This window comes from Agrobacterium sp. SOY23 (assembly GCF_027212525.1).
GTDB lineage: Bacteria > Pseudomonadota > Alphaproteobacteria > Rhizobiales > Rhizobiaceae > Agrobacterium > Agrobacterium tumefaciens_I.
Genome location: NZ_JAPWDT010000003.1, coordinates 191,464 through 210,267 on the forward strand (window position 1 = coordinate 191,464; position 18,804 = coordinate 210,267).

An 18,804-nucleotide genomic window follows, 5' to 3' on the forward strand; every position below is an offset into this window, starting at 1 on the left:
TGTTGTGTCCTTCCAGTGCTTTCGGAAAATTCGTGCTGGCAAGGCTGGTTATCTTCGGATGTCGTGGCTGGGCTGCCGGGATCAAGGTTCCGCGCCGGAGGAAATGAGAGCCGTTTGCTATGGAGCTGCTCAAGGTCGATAGTTTCGAGTTGCGGACCGTGGATATCGCCGATGTCGAGGCCGATCATCTGCACGCTCTTTCCATGGCTGTGGGGTGGCGATATCACGCGAACGAATGGTGTTTTCTGCGGCAATGCGGCGTTGGCCTCGCTGCACTTGACGAAATTGATCGCGTGGTCGCAACCGCGATGCTGTTTCCCTATGATGAGGGTTTCGCAACACTCGGCATGGTCATCGTTTCGCCGCGCCTGCAGGGGCAGGGCGTGGCACCTTGGCTGGTGCGGCGGCTTCTGGCGAAGTTCCCTGCCGTATCGCTCCGGCTCAATGCCACGGATGAGTCGAGGCGGTTATTTGCCGGGCTGGGTTTCGCCGGAGAGACGGAAAAAGTGCATCTGTTTCGGGGAAAGGCGCAATGCCCGGCGGAGATGTCGCCCATTGGCAAAAAACAGAAAATTGAGCCGCTATCCGAAGAACACCTTGCCGATGTGGCTGACCTGGACCGGGTGGCTTTCGGCGTTTCGCGCAGCAGTGTCCTGTCGCGCCTTCTCAGGGAAAAGACGGGTTACGGTCTGTTCGAGACCGGCCGGCTTGTCGCCTTTGCGCTGTGCCGGGCGGCGGGGCGAGGCCACATCATCGGTCCGGTCGTTGCCGTGGAGGAAATGGATGCGATTGCGCTCGTCAGGCGGCATTTTGTCGATCTGGAAGAACAGCTTGTCCGTCTCGATGCCGTGCGCGACAGCGGTCCCTTCGCTGATTTTCTTGCGCAATCCGGCCTGGTGGCGATCGAAACGCTGACGACCATGACGAAAGACGAACCGCAGCCCACGGGCTCCGGCACGGCGAGAGTTTTTGCGCTGGCCGGTCCTTCCCTGTTCTGACTTTGTGTTGAGCTGCGACACGATCGCAATTGACGCCCCGCCTCTTGCCCCTTATGTGAGAAAGCGACGGTTCCTGCAGCCGAAAGGCGAAGGGATTAATAGGGAACATGGTGCGGGCGATTTTTTCGTCCAATGCCGTGGCTGCCCCCGCAACTGTAAGCGGATTGTCGTTCATCCCCGTGACGCTTGAAGGCGTCATGCCACTGTATTCTCCGGAATACGGGAAGGCAGGTGAGTGACGTAAATCCGTGAGCCAGGAGACCTGCCGTCAAAATATAAACCATCGTTACGGGCGGGGAAGCCCGGAAGAGGAGATTGTAATGTTATTTCATAACATTTCGTTTGCGTCCTATTACCGTTCTCCGTACAAGACGTCCCGCTGTTGCTGCGCGTTCTGACGCCTGCTGCTCTGGAATAAGTTTTACTTTCGACTGGAGAACACATGTTTCATTCTAGACGCCTGCCGGTCCATGCCGGCTTTCTGGCCGCCGTGCTTGCGGTTCTGCCTGTTGCCAGCGCCAATGCTGCCGAAACCACCTATCCCCTGACGATCAACAGCTGCGGCCAGGAGATCACCTTCAAGCAGGCTCCCGCCCGCACCGTATCCGTCGGCCAGAGCACGACCGAGGTTCTTTACCTGCTCGGTGTCGCTGACAAGGTAGTGGGCACGGCATTGTGGATCGGCCCGGTTCTGAAGGGTTATGAGGAGGCCAATGCCAAGGTCGAACGGCTGGCCGATAATGATCCGAGCTTCGAGGCGGTTGTCGGCAAGAAGCCGGATCTTGTCACGACGCAGTTCCAGTGGCAGATCGGCCCGGAAGGTGTTGTTGGCACGGCGGCGCAATTCGCCGAACTCGGCATTCCCGTCTATACATCGCCTGCCGATTGCGTCGGCAAGGACAATTCCGGCGGTGGTGATGGCGTGCGCAACACGGGCTTCACCATGGAGCTGATCTATCAGGAAATCCGCGACCTCGCCAAAATCTTCAACGTGCAGGATCGCGGTGAAGACGTCGTTGCCGACCTGAAAAAGCGCGAGGAAGCCGCCCGCGCCAAGATCGCCTCCGCGAATGGCAAGCTTTCCGCCGTCTTCTGGTTCTCCAGCGCCGAACTGGATATCGACCCCTATGTCGCCGGCCGCAACGGCGCTCCCGGCTACATCATGTCCGCGCTCGGCCTGAAGAATGTCATCGAAAGCGATGAGGAATGGCCGACCGTAGGCTGGGAAACCATCGCCAAGGCTAATCCGACCGTGATCGTGGCCGGCAAGATGGACCGCCGCCGCTTCCCTGCCGACGATATTGCCGTCAAGCGCAAGTTCCTGGAAACCGATCCCGTGGCCAGCATCATGCCTGCCGTCAAGGAAAGCCATGTGTTCGACATGGATGCGCAGGCGATGAACCCGACCATTCGCACCATCGAAGGTATCGAAACGCTGGCCGAGGCTATTTCGGCCGCTGGCCTCGCCAAGTGAACCGTTTCTCTACCCATCTTGGCAGGGCGGGGCTGGCATTTGCCGCGCTTGCCCTGCTGCTTGTCGCGCTGATGGCCGGAGCGGCCATCGGCGAGACTGCCATTCCTTTCGATGTCGTGGCGAAAACCATCGCCAACCGCGTCTTCCACGCGGGTTATCCGCTTGAACCGCTGGATGAGGGCATCGTCTGGAGTTACCGCCTCAGCCGCGCCGTTGTTGCCGCCTGTTGCGGGGCGTCGCTGGCGCTTGCCGGGGCGGTGTTGCAATCGCTTTTGCGCAACCCGCTTGCCGATCCCTATATTCTCGGCATTTCCGCCGGGGCCTCCACCGGTGCCGTCGCCGTGGCGCTTCTGGGTTTCGGCGCGGGGTTTTTGACGATGCCGGCCGGCGCGCTCATCGGCGCTTTCGTGGCTTTTTCGCTGGTCAGCCTTCTCGCCGTGCGCGCGGGGCATGGTAACAGCGCCATCATTCTGGCGGGGGTTGCCGGTTCGCAGCTGTTCAACGCCATGACCTCTTTCGTCGTCACCAAATCCGCCAATGCCGAACAGGCGCGCGGCATCATGTTCTGGCTGCTCGGCAATCTTTCCGGCGTGCGCTGGCCGGATGTCTGGCTGGCCTTGCCGGTCAGCCTTGCGGGCCTTGCGGTCTGCCTCTGGTATGCCCGGGCGCTAGATGCCTTCGCCTTCGGCGGTCAGGCGGCAGCCTCGCTCGGCATTCCGGTGCGCTGGGTCTATGCGGTGCTGATCTCCGTTTCCGCAATCATGACGGCCGCGATGGTGTCGCTGGTCGGTTCCATCGGTTTTGTCGGGCTCGTCATTCCGCATGCCGCGCGCATCTTCGTTGGTGTCCGTCATGGCATATTGCTGCCGGTGACGGCGCTGACAGGTGCAGTTTTCATGATTATCGCCGATGTTCTCTCGCGCATCGTCATTCCGGGCCAGGTGCTGCCGATCGGCGTCATCACCGCGCTGGTCGGCGCGCCCGCCTTCGCCTTCATCCTGGGGCAGAAAAGGGGGCGGTCATGAAATTATCCGCCCACGGCCTGCATTTCCATGCCGGCGCTATCGATATCGTCAGCGGCGTTTCGCTCGATGTCGGTTCCGGGGAGTTTCTCGGCATCATCGGCCCGAACGGTTCCGGCAAGAGCACGCTTCTGTCCATGCTGGCCGGCATCCGCAAACCGCGCCGGGGCCACGTTACGCTTGGCGAGGAGCCGCTTGGCTCATTAGGGCGGCGCGAACTCGCGCGCCGGCTGGCCTTCGTGGAGCAGCAGGCCGAAACCACCGAGCGCATCACCGCGCGGCAGGCGGTGGAACTTGGGCGCACGCCCTATCTCGGCCCGCTTTCCGCATGGTCGCAGAATGACAGCGCCATCGTTGATGCAGCACTTGCCAATGTGGATATGGCCGACAAGGCGGAGCGCAGCTGGCACCACCTTTCCGGTGGTGAACGGCAGCGCCTGCATATTGCCCGAGCCCTGGCGCAGGAGCCGCATATCCTGCTGCTGGACGAACCGACCAATCACCTCGACATCGGCCACCAGATCGGCTTGCTCGATCTGGTGCGCCGGCAGGGGCTGACGGTCGTGGCGGCGCTGCATGATCTCAATCACGCCGCCATGTTCTGTGACCGCGTAGCCATCATGCATCGGGGTGAGATGATCGCGGTCGGGCCGCCGCGCGAGGTCCTGACGGCGGCAACGATCGCCGACGTCTTCGGGGTGAAATGTGCGGTCACCATGGATGAGGGCGGTTTTTCCCATATTCGTTTTCTGCCGGCCCATGGGCGGGCTGATCCAGCAAGGAAAGTACTGGCACGATGATGACATTGACGACGCTCGTAAACGCCGCTGCAAAGGCCAGAAGGTTTTGCGCCGCTGCCGCAATTGCCGTGGTGGCCACAGGGTTTCCCCTTCATGCTTCGGCCGAGACCTTCGAGGTGAAGATGCTGAACCGGGGTGAAAAAGGCCCGATGGTATTCGAGCCAGATTTCCTGGAAATCGCCCCCGGCGACCGTGTGCGCTTCGTGCCCACCCACAAGAGCCACAATGCCGCGACCATCGACGGCATGGTTCCCGAAGGTGTCGAAGGGTTCAAAAGCCGGATCAATGACGAGTTCGAGACGGGGTTCGAAAAGCCGGGCTTTTACGGCATCAAATGCTCGCCGCATTACGGCATGGGCATGGTCATGCTGATCAAGGTGGGCGAGGCGACCCTGCCGCAAAGCTACAGGGAAGTCGACGTGCCAGGCCGTGCCAAGACCCGGCTTGATGATCTTTTCGAGCAGGCGGGAAAATGAGGTCGCGCCGAGCTCTTATCCGTCAGCCGGACTAGATCTGACATCCAGTCACGGCGCGTCTGCGCCGTGAAGAGAGTCTTTTTCGATCAAGGACTTGATCGTGCTGGACCCCGGATCTAGTCCGGGGTGACGGAGGAGACACCGGGCTTCACCGCACAGACCGCATAACGGTGCTGCAGACCGCGCAGGATGCCCTTCAGCAGGCTGAAATTTTTCGCCTGGGCGCGGTGAATGGCCTGAAGCTCCTGATCGATCGAGACAGGCTCGAAACCGGCCGCACGCAACATCGTCGCGACATCGCCGGCCCTCGCACCCTTCGAAAAATAGACTCGAGAGAGAATGCTGTTGAAGGTGTTTTCCGGGTCCGCCGGCTTGTGCGGCTGGTCCGGTTTGACGAGGCCGATGTTCTCCAGGCCGGCGGCCAGTTTCTTCACCAGTCTTTCGCGCCAGCCGGTATTCACAAAATCGCCGTCGACGATCAGCAGTTGCCCGCCGGGTTTCAGAACACGGAACCATTCGGCAAAGCTTGCCTGCGGGTCCACCAGCGTCCAGACCAGATGGCGGGTGATGATGACGTCGGCGCTTTCGTCCGGCTCCATCGTATTTTCGGCGTCGCCGACAAAAAAGCGGATGTTGCGCCCACGGCTTTTCGCCTTCTCCCGGGCAAGCCCCAGCATCGTCTCGGACCAGTCCATGCCCGTGACCTGAAAGCCGAGATCGTCCATCAGGTGCGAGATGACGCCGGTGCCGCTGGCGAGATCAAGCGCCTTGCGGCCCTCGCCGCGGCCCAGATGTTTCAGGATAAGCGCGTGCCAGGCCGCGCGCTCGTCCTCGGAGAAAATTTCATGCCCGGGTGAAAGGTCGAAAGTCGCGGCGCGGCCGGACCAATAGGCCTTTATTTCGTCTCTCAGGCTGTCGTTTTTGCCATATTGGATAGTGTCGATCATCGGTCTTCAGCTCATGTACCGGTCAGTTAAGAATGGCTCTAAAACATAAATGTTGACTAGTACAGTCAGAAAATAATACAGCCGCGCCAGTCAACACTGGAGAGCAATATCCGATGCGCATCTCAGCCAAATCCGCGGCACTTGCCCTTGGCCTTCTCGTATCCGCCGCATGGCCGGCATTGGCCGAAAAGGTCACCGTCAAGGATGTGACCGGCCGCGATGTCGAAGTCAATGTGCCGGTTTCGCATGTGATCCTCGGCGAAGGCCGGCAGATCTATTTCCTGGCGGCGCTCGACAAGGAAAACCCTTTCCAGCACGTTGTCGGCTGGCGCGATGACCTGGCGAAAGCCGACCCGGAAACCTATGCTGCCTATCTCGCCAAATATCCCGAGATCGCCAAGCTGCCGACTTTCGGCGGCATGAAGGACGGCACCTTCGACATCGAGCAGGCGGTTGCACTGAAGCCCGATGTGATCCTGATGAACATCGACGCCAAGACGGCGACCGAAGAAGCGGGCTATATCGAAAAGCTCGCCAAGGTCGGCATTCCGCTCGTTTACGTCGACTTCCGCGAAAAGCCGATGGAAAATACCGAGCCGAGCATGCGCGTCATGGGCAAGCTGACGGGCAAGGAAAAGATCGCCGAGGACTTCATCAAGTTCCGCGCCGACTCCATCGCCAAGGTCACCAATACGCTTGAAAAGGCCAATCCGAAGAAGCCTGTCGTGTTCATGGAACGTGCCGGCGGTTACTCCGATGATTGCTGCATGTCCTTCGGTGACGAGAATTTCGGCAAGATGGTCGAGCTCGCCGGTGGCATCAACATGGCCAAGGGCATCATTCCCGGCACCTTCGGCACCGTCAACCCGGAACAGATCATCGCTTCCAACCCGGAGCAGATCATCATCACCGGCGGTAACTGGAACGGTTATGTTCCCGGCGGCAACTGGGTTGGCGTTGGTTATGGCGCAGATCTGAAGGAAGCCCATCGCAAGCTGGAGAACCTCACCAAGCGCCCGGCTTTCACCGGCGTGCAGGCGGTCAAGGACGGCAATGTCCACGCCATCTGGCACCAGTTCTACAACAACCCCTATCAGTTCGTGGCCATTCAGGAAATCGCCAAGTGGCTGCATCCGGACCTCTTCAAGGACCTCGATCCCGAGGCGACCTTCAAGGAGCTGCACGCCCGCTTCCTGCCGCTCGACTACAAGCCCGGCTACTTCGTTTCGCTGAAGGACGCCAAGTAATACAGGGACGGTGAAGGGGAGCGCCGTCCGACCGATGGATGAAGCCGCAGCCCTGCGGCTTCATCGTTTTGTTTAGGAACTCAGTGAGGATTTCTCATGCGGCTCAACGCTCTCAGGCATCTTGCGGTGCTGGCCTTCTCCCTTCTCGCCACCGCGGCGCATGCCGGGGAGATTACCGATGTCACCGGGCGCAAGGTGGAACTGGACCTGCCGGCCAAACGCGTTATCGTGGGTGAAGCCCGCCAGGTGCATGTCATCGCGGCGCTGAAGGGCGACAAGACCTTCGATACCATCGTCGGCTGGCGTGACGATCTCCTCAAGAAGGATCCGGACAGCTACGCCGCCTATGTCGAGCGTTTTCCTGAGATCGAAAAACTGCCGCGTTTCGGTTATGTGCCGCAGGGCGATTTCAGCCTGGAAACGGCCATCACCCTGTCACCTGATGTGATCACCCTCAATCTTGAAGCGGAAAAGTCCGCGAAGGAAAGCGGTTTCGAAGACAAGGCCGCAGCCGCCGGCATCAAGGTCATCTATCTCGATTTTCGCATCGATCCCGAGAAGAACAGCGAAGCTTCCGTCGAAATCCTCGGCAAACTCTTCGGCGCGGAAGAGCGCGCCAAGGAATTCATCGCCTATCGCCGCGCTGAAATCGCCCGCGTGACCGACCGCCTTGCCGGCGTCAAGGATCTGAAGCGTCCGAATGTCTTCATCGAGCGCGCCCCCGGTATTTCCGGTGAGAATAATTGCTGCCGCAGCTTCGGTCCGGTCAATTTCGGTGCGATGGTCGATCTCGCCGGCGGCCACAACATCGCTGACGGCATCATCAAGACGACCTTCGGTGATCTCAATCCCGAGCAGCTGGTGATTGCCGATCCCGACCACGTCATCGTCACCGGCTCCAACTGGGCGGCGGAATCCGATATCAACCAGTTCGTTCCCGTCGGGCGCGGCGCCGATATGGCGCTTTCTCGTGAGAGACTGGCCAATCTGATGAAGCGCACGCCATTTCCGGAACTGAAAGCCGTCAAGCAGGGCAATGTCCATGCCGTCTGGCACCAGTTCTACGGCGCGCCTTACGAGTTCTTCCCGATCCAGCAATTTGCCAAGTGGTTCCATCCCGATCTCTTCGCCGATCTCGATCCGGAAAAGAATTTTGAGGAATTCCACCGGAAATTCCTCCCTGTCACCTACAAGCCGGGCTATTTCGCCTCGCTCGAAAAAGGTTTGAACCAATGACTTCGCTGAATGAAAGCGCCGATGGCGTCAGCGGGCGCGATCAATATCGCGCCCTTGCCGCGCGCAGGATCCTCATCCTCGTCGGGCTTTTCCTCGCCCTGTGTTTCAGCATGGCCGCAGACATGGCACTCGGCCCGGCGCGGTATACGCTCTCCGAAGTCCTCGCGACCATTGCCGATCCGGCGGCCGTCGGAAACCAGCTTCGGGTGGTGATCTGGGATATCCGCATGCCGATCGCGCTGATGGCGGTCACTGTTGGCGCTTCGCTTTCGGTCGCGGGCGCGCAGATGCAGACCATCCTGTCCAACCCGCTCGCCAGCCCCTTCACGCTTGGCATTTCGGCCGCCGCAAGCTTCGGCGCGGCGCTGGCGCTTGTCGGCGGCGTGGCGATCTTTCCGGGCGCCGTGCATTACATGGTGCCGATCAATGCCTTCATCATGGCCATGGTTGCGGCCCTCTTCATCCATTTCGCCTCCACCATGCGCGGTGTGACGGTGGAAACCATCGTGCTGCTCGGCATCGCGCTGGTTTTCACCTTCAATGCGGCGCTGTCGCTGCTCGAATATCTGGCTTCCGAACAGGCGCTCGCCGCCGTCGTTTTCTGGACCATGGGCAGCCTGACCAAGGCGACCTGGGACAAAGTCTATATCACCGCCGCCATCCTCCTCGTCACCGTGCCGATGTTCATGCGCAACGCCTGGGCGTTGACGGCGCTCCGGCTTGGCGATGACAAGGCGGCCAGCATGGGCATCAATGTGCGCCGGCTGCGGTTGACGACCATGCTGACGGTCAGCCTTCTCGCCGCTATTCCGGTTTCTTTCGTCGGCACCATCGGCTTTGTCGGGCTGGTTGGGCCGCATATCGCCCGCATGGTGGTGGGTGAGGATCAGCGGTTCTTCCTGCCGGGCTCGGTCATCTGCGGCGCGCTGCTTCTGTCGGCAACCTCGGTCATCAGCAAGATCCTCATTCCCGGCGCGATCCTGCCGATTGGGGTCATCACAGCGCTTGTTGGTGTACCCTTCTTCTTCGCGCTTATTTTCGGCAACAGGAGACGCGCATGGTAATGCTCGCACTGAAGGATGTCGGCGCAGCCTATGGCCGCACCACGGTCCTTTCCAAGGTCGGCATCGATACGCTGGAAAGCGGCAGCGTGACTGCCGTGATCGGCCCCAACGCCGCCGGCAAGTCCACGCTGTTCAAGCGCATCGCCAGCCTCATTTCCGGCCCCGGCCTTGTCGAACTGTCCGACACGGCCCGCGGCAACCGCGCCATCTGCTACATGCCGCAGGATACCGGCGCCAATGCCGTGCTGACGGTTTATGAATCCGTGCTTCTTTCCGCCAAGCAGGGCGGCGGTTGGCGGGTTCATGACGATGAGCTGTTCGAGATCGACGCCATTCTCAAGGCGCTGAAAATCCACGATCTCGCCTTTCGCGGTCTCGGCGAATTGTCGGGCGGCCAGCGGCAGCTCGTGTCGCTGGCGCAGGCGCTCGCCCGCAAGCCGGAAGTGCTGCTGATGGATGAGCCGACCTCGGCGCTCGATCTTCACCGGCAGATCGAGATTTTGGGGTTCGTTTCCGATCTCGCGCAGAAAACCGGCATGATCGTGTTGATCGCCTTGCACGACCTCAATCATGCGCTGCGTTACTGCGCAAACACGATGGTGATCGCGCGTGGCGAAATGGTGGTGAGCGGCAACACCGAGGCGGTGATTACGCCTGCCATGCTGCGGGATATCTATCGCATCGATGCACGCATCGAACCCTGCTCGCAAGGTCGGCCGATGGTCATCGTCGACGGGGCTATCTGACTGATTGAGACCCGGCAGCATCCGTTGCCGGGTTCGCTTGCCAAAGCCCTATGTCCGTTACGCACGGGCGCTGTTCGCACGGATTCTTGATAATAATAGTCATGAAATATCTGTTCGGTCCCAGGTTTGGATGCTAGAGCTTTGAACGGTAAAACTGCGCGGTCATTCGGCGGTCCGGCAGGTTTCGTCGATCCTTAAAATTTCTCTCGGTTGAGACATGGGCATACGGGAAGATGACAAGCGTTATAACGCTTACGTCACGCATAGGGTCGACCTGATCAAATACGCCACGCTCATTTTAGGGTCGAGGGCGGATGCGGAGGACGTGGTTCAGGAAGCGTTTCTGAAATTTGTGCCCGAAGCCTCCGGCAGTCCCACCAATCTCAAATCCTATCTCTTCCGTATCGTTCGCAACCTTGCGCTCGATAATCGCCGGCGCAGCCGGCAGGACCTCAGGGAACGGCCGGACGATACCCCCTTCTGGGGCATGCCGCAGGACAATGGCACACCGGAGGAACATGCCCTCTTCTGCGATGAAGTCCGGCAGATGCAGACTATTTTGGCTGGCCTGCCGGTTCAGGCGCGGGTGGCATTGGAAATGCACAGATTCGGTGGTTACAATATGGAGGAAATCGCGCGTCATCTCGGCGTCTCGGTGGCCAGCGCCCATCGCCTCATCAAAGGCAGCATTGTCGCGATTACCAGAGAAATGAAGTAAAATTGCCTTATTGTCCTGCCTTGTGAAAAAAATCCCGTCGTCAAACGTCTTTATAGCAATTGAGCAAGACGACGTTTCCCGTCTGCCCCGCAAAGGAACTGGCCCGGTTCAATGACTGTTGATCCCGATAAGAAGATTGAATTGCCGACCGGGAAGGCGGAGGAGGCGGCCGACTGGCTGCTCAGGCTGCAGAAGGGTGCAACGGAGCCGCGTCTGAAGGCGGAATTTGAACGGTGGCTGGCGGCTTCTCTGGGAAACCGTCTCGCCTGGGAGCGGACGTGCAAGGTCTGGCGGAACCTCGGCCTGGTCGAGCCGGAATTCAAGAACCTCTGGGAAGACGCTCCGCATCTGCCGGGTGAGGCCGCGACAAAGCCATCGCGGCGGCGTTGGTCCGTGCGGCATTATGCCGGCGTGGCCGTGGCGGCGGCTTCCCTCTGTCTTGCGGTGCTGTTCGTCCCCGCCTTTTTCGTGCGTTTTGAAGCGGATTATCAGACCAGCACCGCCGAAGCCCGCACCATCACCCTCGAAGACGGAAGCAGGGTGGAGCTTGCCGCGGCGAGCGCACTTTCCACGAATTTCAAGGATGGCCGCCGCACTGTGAAGGTGCTGAAGGGCGAAGCCTTTTTCGATGTCGTGCCGGACAAGGCGCGTCCCTTTGTCGTGGAGGCCAAGAACGTGACCGTTCAGGTGCTGGGCACGGCTTTCGATGTCGACCTGACGGATGGCGTGACGCAGGTTGCGCTGGCGCACGGTTCCGTGGAGGCTTCCTTCCGCAATGCGCCGCCAACGCGGCTTGTGCCGGGCGAAATGCTGATCGTCGACGCTTCGGGCGCAATTCGCAAAGAGAATGTATCCGTCGAGGATATTGGCGGCTGGCGCAAGGGCGAACTCTATGTGGTCGACGCGACGATAGGTTCGGTCGTTGAGCAGATCCAGCGTTACCATCCGGCATGGCTGACCATGGCCGACAAGCGGCTTGCCGAGCAGCGCGTGACGGGATTTTACAATCTGCGCGATCCGGACCGCGCGCTGGAAGCCCTGGTGGAACCCTACAGGGGCAAGGTGCACGCGATCGGCGGCACCGCCCGCATCATCACCCGCTTCTGAAGCTGAAGCAAAAAATTATATTTATTTTCAGTTATTTATAAATTTTCTTCCGAAAGCCTGAAAAAAATCTCTGAGGCAATCGTCTTTTTGTTGAGTAATCCGGTCAAGATATATCCGGAGCGAAAGACAGGAAGACAAGAACATCATGCGCCTCCAGATATGCAAGACCGGTTCAGGGGAAAAAGCGATAAGGCGGGTCCGCGGGGCGGCGCTGCTGGCGACGACGGCGATCGCCGTTTCTTGCGTGACGCCTGTTTTTGCCCAGACCGGGGCTGTTGCGGCAAATTCCGAACGCCGGGGTGGTGAACAGGGGGCAGCGCGTCCGTTCAATATTCCGGCACAGTCGCTGGCGTCCGTCGTGGGGGCTTTCGGACGGCAATCCGGTCTGCAGGTCACGCTCGCAACGCCATCGGCAGGCAATGTGCGCACCAATGCCGTCACCGGCAGTTTTACGGTCCGGGACGCCCTGTCACGCCTCCTGGCCGGCACGGGTGTCAATTTCCGTATTGCCGGAAATGGCAGAAGCGTCATCATCGGCACGGGGGAATCCACCGTCGATCTTTCCGGGGCGGCGGGTACGACGGTTCTTGAAACCATTACCCTGACCGGTAAAACCGGGCGTAATTCCCTTACCGGTTCCGGTTATCAGGGGACACCCGACTGGGTGTATGAAACACCCGCAAGCGTCAGCGTGGTCGGCCGTGAGGCGATCCAGTCGGCCGGCGTGCGCAATACCCGCGATGTTTTCAACCGGGTCTCCGGCGTCTATGCCGGCGAGGGCAATGGCAGCTTTCCGACGGTTTCGCCCAATGTGCGCGGCTTGCAGGAAAGCGGGCGCGTGGTCGTCTCCATCGACGGTGCGCGGCAGAATGCGCAGCGCGGTGCGGCTTTCGGCGGTGCCACGAGCTACACCGCCAGCGCTGGTCAGGGTTATGTCGACGTGGCCTTCATCCGTGCCGTCGAGATCGAGAAAATAACCAGTGCGCGGTCGGGGAATGCGGGTTCTTTGGGCGGGAAGGTGGAATTCCGCACCGTCAGCGCCGACGATCTGATCGCTGACGGTGAAAACAAGGGTGGCGAGGTCAACGTTTCCCGCGGCACCAATGGGTATGATTTTCAGGGCTCGGTTCTGGGCGCCGTTCGTTCGCCGGAAGGCCCTCTCTCCTTCGTCGCCGGTTACAGCCGCACGATCATGGATGAATACAAGATCGGAACAAAAGGCGAGGCCAGAAGCACCGCGCTGACGATGAAGGATCTGCTCGGCCGGGATGGCTGGTCGACTTTTTTCAAGGGCGAAGGTGACTTCGGCGATGTGCAGGCCTCGCTGTCATGGATGCATCAGGAGAATGATTTCGTTCAGGGTGCTTCCACGGTGATCGACCGCGAAAGCGTGCGAAACGACAGCGTCGTCGCAAAGCTCGATTGGGATCCCGAAAGCGAACTCATCGACTTCAAGTCGTCGCTGTGGCTGAACGACAATATGACGCATGAGTTGCGTGCGGAACGTGCGAGATACGCGGCCGAAACCAATCTCGACATGGGTCTTCGCAGCTTTGGCGGCAGTCTGGAAAATACCAGCCGCTTCGACACTGCGGCGGGCGCGCTCAGCCTGAATTATGGAGCCGAAGCCTTCCGCGATATTGCGACCTCTGTCGCAAAAAGTGCCAAAATCGCGGAGAATCCCACATTTGCCAGCAGTTACACGGCTTTCAGCCCCGCTGGGCGGCGCGATGTCGCCAGCCTGTTTTTAAACGGTGAACTGGAGCCGGCCGACTGGATTACGCTGAGCGGCGGCGTACGCTACGACTGGTCGCGACTGAAGGGATCGACGACCTATTATAATATTCGAAGCTATCAGATCCAAACTTCGATCCCCTGCAATCCGGTCCGAGCCAATTATACGCCTCTCGACTATTACAACCAGATATTCCGCCCCGCCAATCCGCGCTGGTCGTACGCCCTTTTCCTCGCGCGCGCCTGGTCCAATATCTCGGCAGGCTGCATGCCTGGAACCGGTGTTGACAATCCGCCGATACCAGTCACTGAATATCCTTCTTACGATGTCGATATCGATCGCACCTACAGCGCCTGGTTGCCCTCCGCCACCATCGAACTGAAACCCGTCGACTGGTTCCGTCCTTATGTGAGCTATTCCCAGAGCCTGCGTCCGCCGACAATTCTCGAGGCGTTTTTCGCCGGTGCGCGTCCGGGGGATAGCCCCGGCTATGAATATGCTCCGAACCAGGCCTTGCGCGCCGAAAAGGCGACGACCTACGAGATCGGCGCGAATATGAGCTTCGACGGCGTGCTGCTGGATGACGATTCCATCCGCATCAAAATGGCGGCCTTTCGCCGCGAGGTGAAGGACTATATCGCGCTCGGTTACCTCGTCACGGATCAGGTTCTGGATCGCACCTATACCAGCTTCGTCAATCTGGACGGCACGACCTATATGCGCGGGCTCGAATTCGAGGGCAATTATGATGCGCGCAGTTTCTGGATCGGTGGATCGGCAACGGTGCTGAAGACCGAATGGCCGGAAAAAACGCAGGTTTTTTCCAATGCAACGACGACGACAACGGGCGAAATCGTCGCCTGGCCGGGGGATGTCGCGCCCAAGGTGAAGCTGACGCTCGATGGCGGCATGCGCTTCTTCGATGAAAAATTCTCTCTCGGTGCACGGCTCAACCACGTCACGCCCACACAGTCGCGCGTGCTGGATACGGAAGGCAATCTGCGTGAGGTGACCGATCCCTATACGACGGTCGATCTCTATGGGTCCTACGCCTTCAACGACAAGGCGACGCTTCGCTTCGCCGTCAACAACCTGACGGACCGCAAATATATCCCGGCAGCCAGCGCCTACACCGCGCCGGGCCGCACCTTTATCGCGACGATGAACGTGAAGTTCTGAGACGGGAAAGAATTCTCCGGGCTGGGTTGCAGCCCGTCCCGGAGATGAAACGCCTTCGCTACAGGACGAAGGTACCTCTATTGGCCAGCAAAGGAGTACACCTATGGCTACCACAATTCAACTGACGCAGTCTTCCTCCGACCTGATCGGTTACCTCAACGGTTGGACGAGCGGTTTCGGTTCGACCTACGGTGCGTTCTACGACGCTCAGACCAGCTCTCTCGCCACCACCACCATCGATCCGAACACGACCTATGAGGCATGGGGCGATGGCAGCTCCGGCGGCAAGGGCATCGTCATGAGCGGCGCCCTGCAGTACTCCCAGGGCAACCTGACGGGTTCGGTCGACAGCATCGTTCTCGGTACCGGCTACAGCCAGTCCACCAGCGGCATCGCGGTCAGCCAGCAGGAACTGCTGATCGATCCCGATGGCGCCTATTCGCTGGCCGGCGCGCGCGATCTTCTCGATCTCGCCGTTTACCAGCTCGCCCGCTTCGGCTCGCTGGCCGGTTTCTATGACTACTTCGCGGCCACCGGCACGGTCATCGAGGATACGGCTGCCTCCAATACTCTGACCGGCTTTGCCGGCGCGGATACGTTCGTATTCTCCGGCGGCAACGACATTGTGACGGCTGGCCCGACCGGAACATACGGTTATCAGGACGGTACGGATACGCTTGATGTCTCCGCCTGGGGCGCAACATCGGTGGACGATTTGTTGTGGTATAATGATAGCGGAAATGCCGTTATCCTTTCGGCCACAGACACGTCCGTCTCCATCACGCTGAATGGCGTCGATGCAAATGTGCTCGACGCATCGGACTTTATTTTCGCCAGCGCAACGGCGCTTGCCGCGTAAAGGAAAATCAGGCTGTGGGATTTCAAAACCACCAGCAGACGCCGCCGCAGTCCCTCACTGCGGCGGTTGTTTCGCCCCTCAAAAGCACATTCCTCGGCGTCGCGCTCGTCAGCGGCGTGGTCAATATACTGGCGCTGACGTCGCCGCTCTTCATGCTGCAGGTCTATGACCGGGTGCTGGCCAGCGGCAGCCTGCCGACGCTTATAGGGCTCGCCCTTCTGGCGCTTGGCCTTTACGGCTTCCAGTGCCTGCTCGATATAATTCGCGCCCGGGTGCTGATCCGTATTGGCGAAGATTTCGACATGCGTTATTCCGGCAGGGTGCATGATGCCGTGGTGCGCCTGCCGCTCGTCAACCGCATGCCGGGCGATGGTCTGCAGCCGTTGCGCGATCTCGACAATGTGCGCGGGTTTCTATCCGGCACGGGGCCGACCGCCTTTTTTGATCTGCCGTGGATGCCGCTTTATCTCGGCATATGTTTTCTCTTCCATGTCTGGATCGGCGTGACCGCGCTCGCCGGCGCCGTATTGCTCGTCTCCCTCACGATCCTGACCAACATCTTTTCACAGAAGCCGATCCGCGACACCATGGTGGAAAACATGGCCCGCAACCGGCAGCTGGAAGCCTCGCGCCGTAATGCCGAGGTCGTGCAGGCCATGGGGCTTGGCGGCAGGCTCGGCAAACGCTGGCAGAATTCCAACGAGGCTTATCTCGCCGCCAACCGCAAGGCGGGTGATGTGGCCGGTGGTCTCGGCAATATCGCGAAATCTCTGCGGGTCGTGCTGCAATCGGCCATCCTTGCGGTTGGCGCGTGGCTGGTCATCAACCAGGAAGCCTCGGGCGGCGTGATGATCGCCAGTTCCATCATGATGGGCCGGGCCCTGGCGCCCGTTGATCTTGCCATCTCCAACTGGAAGTCCTTCGTGGCTGCCCGGCAGAGTTGGGCGCGGCTGAAGGGGCTTTTCGCGCAGATGCCGGCCAATGCCGCCGTCATGGCGCTGCCGAGGCCTGAAAGGGAGCTGCGGGTCGAAAACGTCACCATCGTCCCGCCGGGAGAAAGAAAACCGACCGTCACCGGACTTGGCTTCATCGTAACCGCCGGAAATGCGCTCGGCGTCATCGGCCCCTCCGGCTCGGGCAAATCCACGCTTTCGCGCATCCTCACCGGCGCCTGGATGCCGGCCACCGGCAAGGTGCGCCTGGACGGCGCGAGTTTCGATCAATGGGATCGCGCCGCACTCGGCCGCCATATCGGTTATCTGCCGCAGGGCGTCGAGCTTTTCGATGGCACGATCGGCGAAAACATCTCCCGTTTCGAGGACAATCCAGATCCCGAAGCCATCATCGCGGCCGCCAGGGCGGCCGGTGCGCATGAGCTGATCCTGCGTTTCGAAAAGGGTTATGACAGCGATATCGGTGAGGCGGGGTCCGCGCTTTCGGCCGGGCAGCGCCAGCGCATCGGTCTTGCCCGCGCGCTTTACGGCGATCCCTTCATCGTGGTGCTGGATGAACCGAACGCCAATCTCGATGCGGAAGGTGAGGCCGCTGTGGTCCGGGCGATCGCCTCGGTCAAGGCGCGGGGCGGCATTGCCGTTGTCGTCGCCCACCGGCCGAGCGCCATCGGTGCGGTCGATTTCATCTTGATGATGGAAGAGGGGCGGATGAAGGCCTTCGGCCCGCGCGACGAGGTGCTGTCGAAAGTGCTGCGCGTTCCGCAGGTGCAGGCGATCAAGGGTTTCAGCGCATCTGCCCAGACGGTTTCACCGCTGCGCGTCGTTGCCAATGCCCAGTCTCAGGTGGCGGTGCTGGAAGAAGCTCCGGAGGAGAACGGTCAGGAAGGAGACGCGGATGTCAAACATTGACCAGCGAACCCATGTGTCCCGTTCCATCCGCAAACATCTTCTGGCCGGCCTTGCCGCAGGTGTTGTGTTGTTGGCCGGCGTCGGCGGCTGGGCCGCGACGACCAATCTTGCTGGCGCGGTGGTCGCTTCCGGCCATCTGGTGGTGGATTCCTATATAAAGAAGGTGCAGCACCCGAAGGGTGGGGTCGTCGGCGAAATTCTGGTGAATGAAGGCGACAGGGTGAAGAGCGGCGATGTCGTCATGCGTCTCGATGCGACCCAGACCCGTGCCAATCTCGCCATCGTGACCAAGCGTCTGGATGAGCTGGGTGCGCGCATGGCAAGGCTGGAGGCTGAGCGCGACGATCTGCCGGAACTCCTCTTCCCGCAGGCCCTGATGGCGCGCCGGGATGATCCCGATGTCGCTTCCGCCATGCGCAGCGAAACGAAGCTGTTCGAATTCCGCAAATCCTACCGCGAGGGGCGCAAGGCGCAGCTTGCCGAACGCATCACCCAGTTCGAGCATGAAATCGAAGGGTTGCGGGCGCAGGAAGTCGCCTATGATAACGGCCTTGCCGTGCTGGAGGCGGAAATCACCTCGCAGAAATCCCTACGCGAACAGGGTGTCGTCTCCGTGCAGCGGTTGAACAGCCTGCAGACGCAGGCCGCGACTTTCGGCGGCGAACGCGGTGAAAAAATCGCCTATCAGGCGCAGACCGCGGGGCGCATCACCGAAACGAAACTGCAGATCCTGCAGATCGATCAGGAATTGCGCACCGAGGTCGGGCGGGAACTGCGCGAAATACAGGCCCAGATGGGTGAATTCGTCGAACGCAAGGTCGCCGCCGAAGACGAATTGAAGCGCATCGATATCATCGCGCCGCAATCCGGCATGGTGCATGAAATGGCCGTGCACACCGTCGGTGGCGTCGTGACGCCGGCCGATCCGATCATGCTCATCGTGCCTGACGGGGACGAGCTGGCGCTTGAGGTGCAGATCGTGCCGAAGGATATCGACCAGTTGCAGGTGGGGCAGAGAGCCATGCTGCGCATGAGCGCCTTCAACCAGCGCGTCACGCCGGAACTCGAAGGCCATGTCAGCCGCATCGCGGCGGATATCACCACCGATCAGCGCACCGGCCTCTCCTATTATCTGGCGCGGATTTCCGTGCCGGCCACCGAGCGGGAGAAGCTGAACAATGCCCCGCTGGTGCCGGGCATGCCGGCCGAGGCATTCATCCAGACCAGCGAGAGGACGGCGCTGTCCTATATCGCGAAACCCCTGACGGACCAGATCAGCCGCGCTTTCCGCGAGGAATAGCGCCGCCACTGGTGGCAAACCGGTGGCGGTGACG

At 60.4% G+C, this 18,804-nt stretch carries 16 protein-coding genes and 1 riboswitch; of the genes, 15 read left to right on the forward strand and 1 reads right to left on the reverse strand.

All coding sequences use genetic code 11. The annotated features are described in order from the left end of the window. The first annotated feature begins 119 nt into the window (after positions 1-119). From O3S81_RS09790 to O3S81_RS09810, 5 genes are all read left to right on the forward strand, one after another. Complete coding sequence (locus O3S81_RS09790) at positions 120-998, forward strand: GNAT family N-acetyltransferase (RefSeq protein ID WP_269342743.1); 879 nt, start codon at positions 120-122, stop codon at positions 996-998. Between the two features lie 50 nt (positions 999-1,048). Beyond that, positions 1,049-1,282: riboswitch (cobalamin riboswitch) on the forward strand. Positions 1,283-1,440: 158 nt separating this feature from the next. Next, positions 1,441-2,472, forward strand: coding sequence for an ABC transporter substrate-binding protein (locus O3S81_RS09795; RefSeq protein WP_269342745.1), 1,032 nt, complete (start codon positions 1,441-1,443; stop codon positions 2,470-2,472). After that, positions 2,469-3,497: a FecCD family ABC transporter permease gene (locus O3S81_RS09800; protein WP_269342747.1), complete on the forward strand. Its 1,029-nt coding sequence runs from the start codon at positions 2,469-2,471 to the stop codon at positions 3,495-3,497. The genes O3S81_RS09795 and O3S81_RS09800 overlap by 4 nt, the downstream gene beginning before the upstream one ends. After that, the gene (locus O3S81_RS09805; RefSeq protein ID WP_269342749.1) at positions 3,494-4,294 is read left to right on the forward strand and encodes an ABC transporter ATP-binding protein; all 801 of its coding nucleotides are present in this window, start codon (positions 3,494-3,496) and stop codon (positions 4,292-4,294) included. The genes O3S81_RS09800 and O3S81_RS09805 overlap by 4 nt, the downstream gene beginning before the upstream one ends. Next, positions 4,291-4,770 (forward strand): pseudoazurin, encoded by a 480-nt coding sequence (locus O3S81_RS09810; RefSeq protein ID WP_269342751.1) that lies wholly within the window; start codon positions 4,291-4,293, stop codon positions 4,768-4,770. Before O3S81_RS09805 ends, O3S81_RS09810 begins: the two co-directional genes overlap by 4 nt. 116 nt (positions 4,771-4,886) lie before the next feature. Here O3S81_RS09810 and O3S81_RS09815 read toward each other — a convergent pair whose 3' ends face one another. Then, the gene (locus tag O3S81_RS09815; protein ID WP_269342753.1) at positions 4,887-5,717 is read right to left on the reverse strand and encodes a class I SAM-dependent methyltransferase; all 831 of its coding nucleotides are present in this window, start codon (positions 5,715-5,717) and stop codon (positions 4,887-4,889) included. A gap of 113 nt (positions 5,718-5,830) precedes the next feature. Between O3S81_RS09815 and O3S81_RS09820 the strand changes: the two genes are divergently transcribed. The 10 genes from O3S81_RS09820 (at position 5,831) to O3S81_RS09865 (ending at position 18,770) form a co-directional block, all read left to right on the forward strand. Next, positions 5,831-6,964 (forward strand): ABC transporter substrate-binding protein, encoded by a 1,134-nt coding sequence (locus O3S81_RS09820; protein ID WP_269342755.1) that lies wholly within the window; start codon positions 5,831-5,833, stop codon positions 6,962-6,964. 96 nt (positions 6,965-7,060) lie between these two features. Continuing rightward, on the forward strand, positions 7,061-8,200 hold the full coding sequence (locus O3S81_RS09825; protein WP_269342757.1) for an ABC transporter substrate-binding protein: 1,140 nt from the start codon (positions 7,061-7,063) through the stop codon (positions 8,198-8,200). Next, the gene (locus tag O3S81_RS09830) at positions 8,197-9,264 is read left to right on the forward strand and encodes a FecCD family ABC transporter permease (protein WP_269342758.1); all 1,068 of its coding nucleotides are present in this window, start codon (positions 8,197-8,199) and stop codon (positions 9,262-9,264) included. The genes O3S81_RS09825 and O3S81_RS09830 overlap by 4 nt, the downstream gene beginning before the upstream one ends. Next, a complete protein-coding gene (locus tag O3S81_RS09835) occupies positions 9,258-10,010 on the forward strand; it encodes an ABC transporter ATP-binding protein (protein WP_269342761.1) in 753 nt (250 codons plus the stop codon). The genes O3S81_RS09830 and O3S81_RS09835 overlap by 7 nt, the downstream gene beginning before the upstream one ends. Positions 10,011-10,227: 217 nt before the next feature. Continuing rightward, entirely contained in the window at positions 10,228-10,728 is a 501-nt protein-coding gene (locus O3S81_RS09840; RefSeq protein WP_269342762.1) for an RNA polymerase sigma factor, read from the forward strand. Between the two features lie 111 nt (positions 10,729-10,839). Then, positions 10,840-11,835 carry a FecR family protein gene (locus tag O3S81_RS09845; RefSeq protein ID WP_269342764.1) on the forward strand — a complete coding sequence of 332 codons (996 nt, stop codon included), beginning with the start codon at positions 10,840-10,842 and terminating at the stop codon, positions 11,833-11,835. Positions 11,836-11,980: 145 nt separating this feature from the next. After that, entirely contained in the window at positions 11,981-14,749 is a 2,769-nt protein-coding gene (locus O3S81_RS09850; protein WP_269342766.1) for a TonB-dependent receptor, read from the forward strand. A gap of 103 nt (positions 14,750-14,852) precedes the next feature. Next, complete coding sequence (locus tag O3S81_RS09855; RefSeq protein WP_269342767.1) at positions 14,853-15,608, forward strand: hypothetical protein; 756 nt, start codon at positions 14,853-14,855, stop codon at positions 15,606-15,608. A 14-nt stretch (positions 15,609-15,622) separates the two neighbouring features. Beyond that, complete coding sequence (locus O3S81_RS09860; protein WP_269342768.1) at positions 15,623-17,470, forward strand: type I secretion system permease/ATPase; 1,848 nt, start codon at positions 15,623-15,625, stop codon at positions 17,468-17,470. After that, complete coding sequence (locus tag O3S81_RS09865) at positions 17,457-18,770, forward strand: HlyD family type I secretion periplasmic adaptor subunit (protein WP_269342769.1); 1,314 nt, start codon at positions 17,457-17,459, stop codon at positions 18,768-18,770. Before O3S81_RS09860 ends, O3S81_RS09865 begins: the two co-directional genes overlap by 14 nt. Positions 18,771-18,804: the final 34 nt, after the last annotated feature.